At 35.5% G+C, this 11,664-nt stretch carries 13 protein-coding genes; 7 read left to right on the forward strand and 6 right to left on the reverse strand.

From position 1 onward, the window contains the following. Positions 1-39: 39 nt before the first annotated feature. Positions 40-993: a M48 family metallopeptidase gene (locus AN490_RS07475; RefSeq protein ID WP_213711364.1), complete on the reverse strand. Its 954-nt coding sequence runs from the start codon at positions 991-993 to the stop codon at positions 40-42. A 150-nt stretch (positions 994-1,143) separates the two neighbouring features. On the opposite strand from AN490_RS07475, the gene AN490_RS07480 reads away from it, so the two are divergent. The 5 genes from AN490_RS07480 (at position 1,144) to AN490_RS07500 (ending at position 4,573) form a co-directional block, all read left to right on the forward strand. Then, on the forward strand, positions 1,144-2,688 hold the full coding sequence (locus tag AN490_RS07480; RefSeq protein WP_148765932.1) for an ATP-dependent DNA helicase: 1,545 nt from the start codon (positions 1,144-1,146) through the stop codon (positions 2,686-2,688). 66 nt (positions 2,689-2,754) lie between these two features. Continuing rightward, on the forward strand, positions 2,755-2,973 hold the full coding sequence (locus AN490_RS07485) for a DUF2839 domain-containing protein (RefSeq protein WP_148765934.1): 219 nt from the start codon (positions 2,755-2,757) through the stop codon (positions 2,971-2,973). Positions 2,974-3,093: 120 nt separating this feature from the next. Beyond that, complete coding sequence (locus AN490_RS07490) at positions 3,094-3,840, forward strand: creatininase family protein (protein ID WP_300001350.1); 747 nt, start codon at positions 3,094-3,096, stop codon at positions 3,838-3,840. 48 nt (positions 3,841-3,888) lie between these two features. Continuing rightward, positions 3,889-4,188 carry a type II toxin-antitoxin system HigB family toxin gene (locus tag AN490_RS07495; RefSeq protein ID WP_096668604.1) on the forward strand — a complete coding sequence of 100 codons (300 nt, stop codon included), beginning with the start codon at positions 3,889-3,891 and terminating at the stop codon, positions 4,186-4,188. Further along, complete coding sequence (locus tag AN490_RS07500) at positions 4,172-4,573, forward strand: transcriptional regulator (protein WP_300001354.1); 402 nt, start codon at positions 4,172-4,174, stop codon at positions 4,571-4,573. Before AN490_RS07495 ends, AN490_RS07500 begins: the two co-directional genes overlap by 17 nt. A gap of 15 nt (positions 4,574-4,588) precedes the next feature. Here the strand turns inward: AN490_RS07500 and AN490_RS07505 are convergent, their stop codons facing one another. Next, on the reverse strand, positions 4,589-7,081 hold the full coding sequence (locus tag AN490_RS07505; protein WP_300001356.1) for a hypothetical protein: 2,493 nt from the start codon (positions 7,079-7,081) through the stop codon (positions 4,589-4,591). A 223-nt stretch (positions 7,082-7,304) separates the two neighbouring features. Between AN490_RS07505 and AN490_RS07510 the strand changes: the two genes are divergently transcribed. Then, positions 7,305-8,369, forward strand: coding sequence for an AAA family ATPase (locus AN490_RS07510; RefSeq protein ID WP_300001358.1), 1,065 nt, complete (start codon positions 7,305-7,307; stop codon positions 8,367-8,369). After that, the gene (locus AN490_RS07515; RefSeq protein WP_300001360.1) at positions 8,369-9,337 is read left to right on the forward strand and encodes a hypothetical protein; all 969 of its coding nucleotides are present in this window, start codon (positions 8,369-8,371) and stop codon (positions 9,335-9,337) included. The genes AN490_RS07510 and AN490_RS07515 overlap by 1 nt, the downstream gene beginning before the upstream one ends. 89 nt (positions 9,338-9,426) lie before the next feature. On the opposite strand, the gene thiS is transcribed toward AN490_RS07515, so the two are convergent. The 4 genes from thiS to AN490_RS07535 all read right to left on the reverse strand — a co-directional run. Then, on the reverse strand, positions 9,427-9,639 hold the full coding sequence (thiS, locus tag AN490_RS07520; RefSeq protein WP_300001362.1) for a sulfur carrier protein ThiS: 213 nt from the start codon (positions 9,637-9,639) through the stop codon (positions 9,427-9,429). A 154-nt stretch (positions 9,640-9,793) separates the two neighbouring features. After that, positions 9,794-10,246 carry a type II toxin-antitoxin system VapC family toxin gene (locus AN490_RS07525; protein ID WP_300001364.1) on the reverse strand — a complete coding sequence of 151 codons (453 nt, stop codon included), beginning with the start codon at positions 10,244-10,246 and terminating at the stop codon, positions 9,794-9,796. Beyond that, a complete protein-coding gene (locus AN490_RS07530) occupies positions 10,243-10,509 on the reverse strand; it encodes a hypothetical protein (RefSeq protein WP_300001366.1) in 267 nt (88 codons plus the stop codon). Before AN490_RS07530 ends, AN490_RS07525 begins: the two co-directional genes overlap by 4 nt. Positions 10,510-10,657: 148 nt before the next feature. Further along, a partial coding sequence (locus AN490_RS07535) for a HEAT repeat domain-containing protein (protein WP_300001368.1) occupies positions 10,658-11,664 on the reverse strand: 1,007 nt, incomplete at its 5' end.

Genomic DNA, 11,664 nt, shown 5'->3' on the forward strand with positions numbered 1-11,664 from the left:
TTCAAGAAGTCGGGGATCTGGTAGTTTGGATCTTGTAGTTTATTTTCTCATTTTGTTAATTTCTGCTTGTAACTTTTCAATTTCTTTTCTGAGTTTTTCCGCTTCATGATCAGGTGTTTCCGGTGTCACATCCACCGAACCAGCCGAAGAACGCTGATAATTACCTTTTCTGATTTGCTGGTATTCTTCTGATACTGCCCAACTGCGTAAATAATGCAACCGTTCCACAGGAAAAGGATGACTCAGCATCATTCCTTGTGCGCCATTGTATAATAGAAACTTATATACTTGATTCAGCCCATCATCATCTAGTGCCTGATATTTTTCCGACTGCTGAATAAACTCTTGTAAACTACACTCATGGGCATATTTGTTACTACCTCCAGACAGTTTCATCATGGATGACATGACTGGGTTTAAATCATCCATCACTAATAAAGCCGCTCTATCTGCTGATAACTCAGCTTTGCGTCGCCACTCAAAAAAGGCATAAATCAAGGCTTGACTGACAAAATTACCTAAACCGAATGTTAGTTCACCAATGACGGAAGCGGCATTCATCGCCCACATCGCCATTTGAATTAAAATGGTATGACCACATTTAATATGTCCCAGTTCATGCGCTAAGACCGTCCGTAGTTCGGCTTCATTGAGTAACTCCAGTAACCCAGTGTTGACGACTATATAAGGATGTTCTTGTCCTAAAGCATAACTATTAACTTGGGCATCTTGAGCAATAAACAATCCCGGTTCACCGCTGATGTCCAAATCTCGAACACATTCCCGGAATATCTGGTAAATCGTGGAATATTGCCGCGGTCCGACTTGAATGGAGTTACCCATTAAATAGACAAATTGGGGGCGTTCATAGACAAATTCTACAAATTTACGGGCGATTAAATCAAAGCCGGGTAAATTGCGTAAAGCTTGTTCTGCTTGACGATCTAATGGATGTCTGAAGGCTTCGCTGGAAATTCCTGGGTAAGTTGGCATAATTTAGGAGTATGGGTGATTGGTGATTGGTGAGTGGTCAGTGGTCAGTGGTCATTGGTCATTGGTCATTGGTCATTGGTCATTGGTCATTGGTAAAACAACGAACAACGGACAACGGACAACGAACAATTTTTATGGAATTAAAAGCACGTGATTGAAGCTGAAGTTCATTTATCATTACATAACTTCCTGCGATCGCAGGACGGGTTTCCTTCCTGGCCTCATCATTTAACGATGGCTAGGTTAGTGGCACGTGCTTTGCGGTTGGGACGTAGTGCCTTAATCCAAGTAGGGGCGGTTTGTGGACATCAAGGGCGATATCGCACCAGTTTTATCGCTTCTGCTTTAATGTGGCATGGTTCTATAATTATTGTCGCTTCCGAAACTGTCCAGCAACGTTTATTAAAGGTAGAAATTCCCCGACTCCAGCAATGGCTACCAGCGAATAAACCCATTAGAACCGGTGACACTTGGCCAAGTCCTGATTTTCAGGGTTTGTTGTTGACTTCCCCTGAAGCTTGGTTAAAAGGACAATTGGCTGATAACAATCCATTTCCTGCGAATATTCCCACAATTATTGATGGTGTTGACGATTTAGAAGATTGGGTACGTTCTCAACTGACTCAAAGCATTGAACCCCATGATTGGGATCAATTAATGCTGGCTTATCCCTATCAAGCAGATTTAATTCGGGAAGTTAGGGTAGAACTAACATATAAATTATTTCAGCATCCAGAAAATCCCTATTCCTGTTATCTGATTTCTCAACCAGAAATTGAGATTTTACAAGAGTTATATTTAGCTTTAGATAAAAACAATCTTCCAAATGTTTGGCGAAATTTTTGGCAACAATTCCCAAGTTTAGAAAATTCTTCTTCCCCTACCTTATTTTGGTCAACAATTTCCCGTCGTCAAGGTTTATTTTCTTTATATTATGCTCCAATTGAATTGGGTAAAATCCTCGCCCCAATTTGGCAACGTCAACCTGTAGTATTAATTGGTAGTGCTTTAGAACCGCAAACAGAAGCACCTCTTTTCCATCAACGTTTGGGTTTAGAAGATGTTACTTGCTTGAAATTTGCTGCTGATAGTCAAGGGGAAGCAATTCAACTTTATATTCCTTATAAGTTGCCTTTACCAAATACACCGGAATTTCAACCAGCATTAATTCATCAAGTTCGCACTTTGGTATGTTTGAGTGCAACTGCACCAGGAATGACGGTAATATTAATTGGGGATGTACCGCTAAAAGCCAGAGTGGGGACAATTTTGGCTTCGGAATTCGGTTCACGGGTGCAGGTAGAAAAAACTTGTTTAGATGAAAATGGGATTTTGATTACTGGTTGGGAATTTTGGCGCGAAAATCAAAGTGTTTTACCATCACCCAGATTGTTAATTATTGCAACTTTACCTTTACCATCTTTGGAAAATCCTTTGGTAGCTGGTAGAGTGGCTCATTATAAGCGATCGCACCAAGACTGGTTTCGACTATATTTATTACCCACAGCCATGAATGAATTACAAAGAGCGATCGCACCTGTCCGCGAAAATCAAGGTATAGTAGCTTTACTAGATAGTCGTGTCGTTAACCGCAGCTATGGCGTGCAAATTCTCTCTGCGCTTAGTCCCCTAGCCCGCTTAAACTATCTCGATCCTAGTTTGTTTTCTGCGAATAATGAAGATGATTCTGCTTAATTAATTTCCATGACGAATTTCTATTAAAATTTAAATTGAACTCTGAAGAAACTAAATTATTAAATTATGGGTGAAGCAAAACGCCGTAAAAACTCACTAGGAGAAGAATACGGACAAGACACTACTAGAATCTTACCTTGGGTTCCCATCAATAAAACCCAAGCTTCACAATTTGTGGCTATCACCACTCGTGGTGCATGGATTGGTATTGGTAGTATGGTTGTCGCGTGGGTAATCATCCGTTTTATCGGTCCGGCTTTTGGTTGGTGGGAAATTGTTGGGTAATTTACAAATAAGATCCCCGACTTCTTTTTTATTTTATAATCATATTATGAATTTAGCTCAGAAGTCGGGGATCTAGTTATTTTGATAATTGGTTGTAAAGTTCTTAATTTTTAATAAAAAATGCTCTTACATTTAAGCACTTGGCCGGAAGTTGAAACTTATCTGCAACAATCTCAAGGAATTATTTTACCCATTGGTTCAACGGAACAACATGGACCCACGGGATTAATTGGGACTGATGCAATTTGTGCAGAATCCATATCAAAAGGTGTCGGGGAAGCAACTCAAGCCATGGTAGCACCAACTATTAATGTGGGTATGGCATTACATCATACTGCTTTTCCCGGAACAATTAGTTTACGTCCTAGCACTTTAATTTTAGTAGTTAAAGATTATTTAACTTGTTTGGTAAAAGCTGGTTTTACCAAGTTCTATTTTATTAATGGACATGGAGGAAATATTGCGACTCTCAAAGCTGCTTTTTCGGAAACTTACGCTCATTTAGAAGATTTACAAATTCCCAATTCCGCAAAGGTGCAATGTCAAGTTGCTAATTGGTTTATGGGTGGTTCTGTGTACAAACTTGCCAAAGAATTATATGGTAATCAAGAAGGTTCTCATGCTACCCCTAGCGAAGTAGCTGTTACCCAATATGTTTATCCAGAAGCAATTAAAAAAGCTTTTCTTTCCCCAGAAGTTGCTGGTGGACATAAAATTTATAGTGCTGTTGATTTTCGTTCTCGTTATCCAGATGGGAGAATGGGTTCAAATCCCGATTTAGCAACTCCAGAACATGGTAAGCAGTTTTATGATTTGTCTGTGGAAGAATTGAGCAAAGGGTATTTGGAGTTTATGAAAGGGGAATAAATGAAAGTCACTCAAACTATTGGCTGTACAAGTTAAAATCAAAGTTTAATGCACGTTATCAGCCGGAAAAAGCTCAGAGAATATTGTCAAGAACACGCAGACTGTTGTGAAGCTCTTGATGACTGGTATTTTACTGTTAGTAAAGCTAATTGGGGTAATTTAGTAGAGGTACAGTCTGTTTATCCCAAGGCTGAGTCTGTTGGTAATTTGACAGTTTTCAATATTAAAGGCAATAAATACCGTTTAATTGCTAGTATTAATTATGAGAACCAGGTCATCTATATTAAATATGTCTTAACTCATGCAGAATATGACAAAGACTACTGGAAAAATGACCCTTACTTTTGATTCAGAAGTTTACAGCAAATTACTTTCTCAGTCTCAACCGCGAGTTATTAAAACTGAGGAAGAAAATGATCGACTTTTAGCAGTTGTGGAAGATTTACTTTCTCGTTCTCGTCTGACAGCAGAAGAAAATGCTTTGTTGGAGTTATTGGTAAGGCTAATTGAAGATTTTGAAAGTCAGCATTATCAGCTAAATATTTCTACTCCTCGTTCGAGAATTTTGCATTTATTGGAAGCACGGGATTTAGAAATAGGTGATTTAGTTCCTATTTTGGGTTCGAGTGAGTTGGTTTCTCAGGTGACTAATGGTGAGGTGGGAGTGACGAAAGAACAAGCTGAGATATTGGGGGAGTTTTTTCATGTTGATGGAAGTTTGTTTTTTGGGTAATTATCGAATTTACCGTTATTGAGAACTTTGTTTTAATCGTTCATTAGCTTTAGTTTTCAAACTTTCAAGAAAAACAATTAGCCCATTCTGAATAGCATCATTCAGTTGATTTTTATCGGAATATAGATTTTCAAGTGAGTTTGATTCGGTAATAAGTTCTCTCGCAATACGGACAAGACGATCTATTCTATATGGAATATTGCTTAAAATTTGAGAATTAATATTCTCTGGTATCTGAAAGGCACTAACACGGTTTTGTCTATCTTGATTAGTTGTAACTTCTGAATTTAAAAATTCACGCAATAACAAGATTAAGAAATATTTGTCTAAATACCGATTACGTCCATGATGATTATCATTATCCCAGAATCTTGGAGAATCAAAAGGATGAAAATATAAATTGAACAGATCGAGTAAAGATCGTGGCACAATGTCATTGCCTCCGCAATGCCAATGTGCATCTGCATCATTCGGTTGTCTAAATGTCCACAATTCATAAATATAATCATAGCGATTATTGAAAATACAGTAAGCACCAATGTCAAACATTAAATAAATTAAGTTATTGAATTTGAAGCGAAATACAAGATTATTATTAATTTCTTCTAACTGCTCCTGAATCTCCTCCTGATTAACAGACCTAAAACGGTAAAAAATAATATTTTTTAGTTCTTTAACTAGCTCTAAGCAGTGATTTAGTTGTTCTTGTGTCCGCAATTGATTTGCTAACAAATTTAGTTCATTAAGTTTTTCAACACGCTGCTTATTTTGACTTGTTTCTTTATTTTTAAGTTTTTGACATAGCTCTAAAAATTGATATACTTGCTCTTGTATCCGCAATTGATTTTCTAGAAATTTATCTAGAAATTTATTACGTTTTTCAACAATCTGCTCAGTTTGATTTGCTTCTTTGTAGACTTGGTATTTTAATTTCCTTAAACAGCTTTGGATTCTTTTAACTATAGCATTGAATTTGAAGCGAAATAAGCGCAATACAAGTTTATTATTAATTTCTTCTAACTGCTTCTGAATCTCCTCCTGATTAGCAGAGCTAAAACGGTGAAAAATAATATATTGAAGTTCTTTAATTAGCTCTAAACAATGATTTAGTTGTTCTTCTGTCCGCAATTGATTTTCTAGAAATTTATCTGGAAAGTTATTAAGTTTTTCCAAAAGCTGCTTATTTTGATTGTTTTCTTTGCAGGATAGTTGCTCTACAGATTTTTGTATTTCTGCAACTATAGGTTGTTTATTATCTTTGAATGGGATGGCACTAGATTCATGAAGTGTAAACACTAATTGCTTAAATAGTTGAGTTTGACGACTAGAAATAATTTTATGAATACCATAGACAAAACGATTATTAAATTCGCTTAAATATTTAACTTTGAATGAATCCTTAAATACAACATTAATGTACCAACTAACAGATAGTGTTGCAGAAAATTCGTCCTGATTTTGTTGGTTTGTGTCCCGTAAATCAGCTATAACTTGGATTAATCTTTTTATTGACTGGTCATGATTTATTTCTTTAGATAAGCTCCTCAAAAGCTGGATTAAATTGTCTAGTGATAAACGAGCAATTTCAAGGTTTTTAACCTCCAGTGCAGCTTCATGTATGCGGATGAATTGGTTTACTATAGCCATAAGCGCAACTAAAGATTTTTCTGGGGAAGAATGCAACAATTTTGAAAATTTTCCAGGTTGGCTATTTTGTAGAGCAAAAAACTTTTCGGATATATCCTGAATTCGTTTCAGACCTTCAATAATATACTGGTGATTTTTGCGGTTTTTAGTCTCAAATACTAAAATATCACCAATCCCTTCTAGGGCGCTAATGAATTCCTCTTGAGACTGTTGTAATCTCTTATCACTCATCTGTCGGTTGCTGGTTACACGACGTAAAACTTGAGTCAGATCATCGAATAGCCTATCCAATAAAAACTTAGTCTTAGTTGCATATTGACCGAGTTTTTTAAAGAAAGAGAAGAATAAAAAATTGGTTGCGATAAAAAGCAGGAAGATAAGCCAAGCAAGGATTTTCTCCCAGCCTGTATCTACTTTTGAGTCTACCAAAAAATTGAATGTAACCCCTAACAGCGCATTAGCAATTACCAAAGATGGCAGAAATTTGATTTGCCACTGTCGGTTAAACTCTTTAGTAATCACCCCTGACTGGTAGCGTTCAGAGATTCGAGAAATGATTTCTAGACTAAGAGGTATTGCAATGGCAATAATCGCTGCTTGATAAGCAATCACATCAGACACAAAGCCAAAACTGGGTGAAAAACTAATAAAGAATGAGAAGACCTGCATTAACCAGTATTTAAGTTTAGTAAACCCCCAGTCATGAGAAATACCTTCATGAATCCTAAGTAACCCAAGTCCATAAGAAATTACCATACTCAAAATTAAATACCCCGTACACAAGAGGGGTTGCTTATTTTCTTGTATTCTCTGAGTCCAATAATTAAGTGTTTGCTTAGTCCAGCGTCTTATGATGTTCATGTGTCAATTTTCCTATTACAAACAATAAAACTATTAAAAAAATTCCTTATCCTGTAAATCCTTCAATCCTGTAAATCCTGATTCAGACAGTGATGTAAATTAGATTGATTATTGCATGAGTGCAAGCTATAATCAATCTATATTTTGGTAATTTGTCACATAAAAAACCAGTAATTTATTTGACGATCCACCTTGCGTATAGTTTAAAAATAAAAATATTTATATGAAACTACACTCCTTAGAAATAAAAAACTTTCGTGCCATTAAAGATATCTCTTTAGATTTTACCGATTTACTTAGTCGTCCTCGACCTATTAATTTAATTGTCGGTCCTAATAGTTCTGGTAAAACTTCCATTTTAGATGCCATTCATCTTGTAGTTAAAGTATTTGAAAATCCACAAAATCCAGAGTTAAGAGAGGGTTTGGAATACAATGTGCAACAATTAGTTAGAGGTAGAGGAAATAGAACTCAAATCGCATTTGAATATTCTATTGAAAGAGATGAAGCTGAAGCTATTAACGATGTTTATTCATCACTTGAACTAAAGCAATACTTTAATTTATTAAATCCACTTTCACCTTTAGAAAGTCCAGCAAAAGTTATTTGGCATTTTCCAAGTAGAAACCCAAAGAATTTATGTGACTATGATGCACCTAAAGATTCTATTAAAGTTTTAGGTGCAAGAGGAAAAGCTTCCCTATCAATGTCTAAGAATCATCAAACTTCACAAATATTTGATAGAATTGGCGGAGTTTGCTATTTAGATCAAAGACGTACTGTAAGATTATTTAAGAGTTTTAATCAACAGAATCAGGAATATAAAAATGCACATAGTGACGTTTTATTATGGTTGAATCAATATTACCGTAAAGATTTAACATGGAATGAGGAAAAATATGGTGAATCCTATTGGAAGAGAGTTCAAAGATTATTTAATAAAATTTGCTTTCCTTCAGAATTAATAGGTTTAGAGTCTGGACCAGATTCTGATACTTTGATTCTCAAAAGAAAGGGTGTAGAATATGATTTACTACAAATGAGTTCAGGAGAACATCAAATTTTAAGAATTTTAGTTGGTTTAGCAGCAGATACCGCTAAAAATTCTATTGTTCTCATTGATGAAGTTGAACTACATTTACATCCAGCTTGGCAAAAAAGATTAATCCAAGTTTTGCGGGAAGATGATTCAAATAATCAATATATTTTTACCACGCATTCACCAACTGTAGCCGAAATGTTTTATGATTCGGAAATTATCAAATTGGGTGATCTGGGAGAAAAGTAATGCGAATATTGGATAATACTTTATATATATTAATTGAAGGTGAGCCTACAAGTCCCGAAGTTGCATTTATGAATAGAGTTATTGAGACGCTAAAAGAGCAAGAGTTGTTATCAAACATAAACTATGAAGTCGTGGAAATAGGTGGTAGTGGAAACTTTAATTCTACAAGTAAATTAATTTATCGGAAAAGTAAATTACACCAAAGTATACCAGTGATTGCTATTTCTGATAGAGATTTTAGAACACAGGAAGAAATTGAGCAAATAAGTAGAAAAGTTAACGCTGATTTAATCAGAAACAAATCAGCAAGAATTATCTATTGGAAAAGACATGAATGGGAGAATTTCTTACTTGAAGAAACAGAAACTATCGCTAATCTTTTCAATCAAATATCTACTAAAAAAACAGGTGAAAAGAAAACATATAGAAAGGATACTGGTAATAATTTAACTAAATTACAGTTAGAACAATGGCTAATACAATATTTTCAAGACTCGATAATAAGAGAATTATTTGAATGTTTAAAGTTCCAATTCCGAGAAAATGCAAATTTTAGACTAACATTAAATCAAATAGAATCTTTATCTTTACCAAATATAAGAACCTTTTTTGAACAACAAGTAGTTGATAAATCTAGTGAATCACAAAACAGAATATTGGGTTTAAGAAATATGTTAGAGGATATAATTATAAGTCAAAATTTCCAGTGGGAAAGCTATATTAATAATCCCCATGAACTGGATTTTCAAAAAGCAAAAATATTTTTTAGAGGTAAAGAAGCACTAAAGGATTTACATACAAAAGCTAATAAATATCTGAAAGTAGAACATTTAGAATATGATTGCTTTTGCAAACAGTTAATTTTACCAGAATTAGCAAAAAATACAAATTCTCTGATTGTTCAAGAGCTTGCTGAAATGCTACAACCTTATTTTCAACAAGCTGCCAATTTGACAGGAATTAAGTAAGGGGTATTTGGAGTTTATGAAGGAGGAATAGAGGTTTTTTCTCACGCTCCAGATGCAGAAACGGAGAGTAGAGCTATTATATTCTTATTTTATCCACCACCAACTATAGTGACTACTTCTAAGCGATCGCCATTTTTGATTTGAGTTTCAGTCCAAAATTGACGATGTAAGATTTCACCGTTATATTCTACTGCGATTAAGCGCAGATTAAAACCTAACTGTTGGAGTAATTCGGGTAAAGCAGTTGGGGATGCACAATTGCGCGTTTCTCCATTGACTTGGAGATGAATCTGATTGGACATGGAGAAAAAGTTTGAATTTAGGAATTATAAAAATTATAGGAGTTTGGGTTACATTTATAGTTGACGGCGATTATAAATCGCTACTACACAAACGAAGTCCACCTACGTGGACTAATGAAAAATCAAGGGTTTTAGGGTTTTAACCAAGGTATTGTCATGGTAAAGGTGGAATTTGGAAGTCGCTAAATAAGTGGATATTATAAGATGATGTTGCTAAAGCCTTGACTAGCTTTTTATCCAAAGTCAACAAATTAGCATTATTTTGTTGAGAAAGTGCAACATAACAAGCATCGTAAGCAGAAATATTGTAATTTAAGGCAATATTAACTGCATCATCCATCAAATTGGCTGTGGAAACAACCTGTAATTGTAAATTTTTGAGAGTAGCTAAATCTGCGGAAACCTTCGTAGCTGGATAAAGACCTGCACGAACATATTTCCACAAAACATTGGCACTCTCAATATAAAATAGATCAGGAACAAAAAATTGATTTTCAGGGTAAGCAATGTGAGTTAACAGGTGATCAACTTTAGGAGATAGTGGATCTGGTATAAACTGTTTTATGCACACACTGACATCTAAAACACATCTAAGAGTAGTAGTCATCTGTCTCGATCTTCTCTAATCATTTCTGTACTATCAGGCCATTCAATATCATTAGGAAGTTGTTCACGAAGCAAACGGCTTTCCTCTAGGACTTTTAGGACATTTTGACGACGTTGTGTTTCTGTTTGCTGTTGTTTTTCCTGTAAGGCTTTCTGTAATAGCGTCACAACTTGAGATTCTATGGAATCATTTTCAGATTCGGCTAATTTTTGTAGTTCTTGATATAGTTGATCGGGTAAAGTGATGACATTAAGATTATTCATCTGTCAAACTCCCAAGGTTATTTATTAATAATCGTAACACGATATAGTAAGGAGGAGCATAGACATGAGACTAATTTCTATTTTTTGGACAATAAACACTTGGTTATAGTTGTTCTGAAGATTCCTGTTTTAGTTCTGGAGAATAGTATTACCCCAATTCCTCTAACCAAGTTTGAACTACTCCTAATAAATTATCCTGTTGAGGCGGAAAACCACTCAAGGGAGATGCTATTGGTGTATCGGTAATCAAGGCGATTTTTAACCAGTCTTTCTGTAATTGCTGACAGAATTTAATTAATTCTGGGTGAGGATTAATGTGACAGAAAATGAGGGCGATTTTATCTGTTTTTAGATGTTCTCTCAGGGGTTGGAGTTCGTTTTCTAAGTCCAATATATCTTCTATGGTTTTGGCTTTTTGTTTGGGCAAGATTTCGCCATAAATTTTGATTAATATACCTTTGGCTATGGCTTTTTCTGCGGTTTTCCCTTCCAGGTTGGCGGCGTTGAGGGGGATGGGATAGCTGGTGGAGGTGGGTTGCAGTTGCTTTAATTGGGTATAAATATCGGTGTATTGTTGTTCGAGTTGGTTAGGGGTGGTGGTGGCGTGCCATGCTTGGTAGAATTGGGGATAGGTAAGGTTTTTGGCACATTGCCAGAGGATTTTATAACAGTTTTTGTAGAGGTCATAATTGTTTTCATAGATTTCACTGGTGAGATGTTTATTTAAAGCTAAGACTGTCATTAAATAGTTATTTTCAGTTGTTATAATTTTTCCTAAAATATAAGCAACTCTTCCACGGGTATCTTTATCGTGGGTGTGATGAAGAAGGGAAATTAAAGCGGTGATGGTCTCTTCATTCCCTACTGCTATCTTTTCTAAACTATCAGCAACTCCCCAACGGATAGATTTATCCTGAGTGTCATTAAGAAGGGAGATTAAAGCAGTAATGGTTTCTTTATTCCCTACTGCTATCTTTTCTAAACTATCAACAACTCTCCAACGGATAGATTTATCCTGGGTGGGATTAAGAAGAGAGATTAAAGCAGCAATCACCTGTTCATTACCTACATCTATTTTTCCTAAACTATCAGCAACTCTCCAACGGGTATATTCATCCTGAGTGGGATTAAGAAGGGAGATTAAAGCAGCGATAG

This window comes from Anabaena sp. AL09, assembly GCF_001672255.1.
Taxonomy (GTDB): domain Bacteria; phylum Cyanobacteriota; class Cyanobacteriia; order Cyanobacteriales; family Nostocaceae; genus Dolichospermum; species Dolichospermum lemmermannii.

What these genes read in the sequence shown, in the direction of transcription:
- AN490_RS07475 (WP_213711364.1), bottom strand. Translation starts at nt 993, where the DNA reads ATGCCAACTTACCCAGGAATTTCCAGCGAAGCCTTCAGACATCCATTA.
- AN490_RS07525 (WP_300001364.1), bottom strand. Translation starts at nt 10,246, where the DNA reads ATGACTACTACTCTTAGATGTGTTTTAGATGTCAGTGTGTGCATAAAA.
- AN490_RS07510 (WP_300001358.1), top strand. Translation starts at nt 7,305, where the DNA reads ATGAAACTACACTCCTTAGAAATAAAAAACTTTCGTGCCATTAAAGAT.
- AN490_RS07490 (WP_300001350.1), top strand. Translation starts at nt 3,094, where the DNA reads ATGCTCTTACATTTAAGCACTTGGCCGGAAGTTGAAACTTATCTGCAA.
- AN490_RS07485 (WP_148765934.1), top strand. Translation starts at nt 2,755, where the DNA reads ATGGGTGAAGCAAAACGCCGTAAAAACTCACTAGGAGAAGAATACGGA.
- AN490_RS07515 (WP_300001360.1), top strand. Translation starts at nt 8,369, where the DNA reads ATGCGAATATTGGATAATACTTTATATATATTAATTGAAGGTGAGCCT.
- thiS (WP_300001362.1), bottom strand. Translation starts at nt 9,639, where the DNA reads ATGTCCAATCAGATTCATCTCCAAGTCAATGGAGAAACGCGCAATTGT.
- AN490_RS07505 (WP_300001356.1), bottom strand. Translation starts at nt 7,081, where the DNA reads ATGAACATCATAAGACGCTGGACTAAGCAAACACTTAATTATTGGACT.
- AN490_RS07495 (WP_096668604.1), top strand. Translation starts at nt 3,889, where the DNA reads ATGCACGTTATCAGCCGGAAAAAGCTCAGAGAATATTGTCAAGAACAC.
- AN490_RS07500 (WP_300001354.1), top strand. Translation starts at nt 4,172, where the DNA reads ATGACCCTTACTTTTGATTCAGAAGTTTACAGCAAATTACTTTCTCAG.
- AN490_RS07530 (WP_300001366.1), bottom strand. Translation starts at nt 10,509, where the DNA reads ATGAATAATCTTAATGTCATCACTTTACCCGATCAACTATATCAAGAA.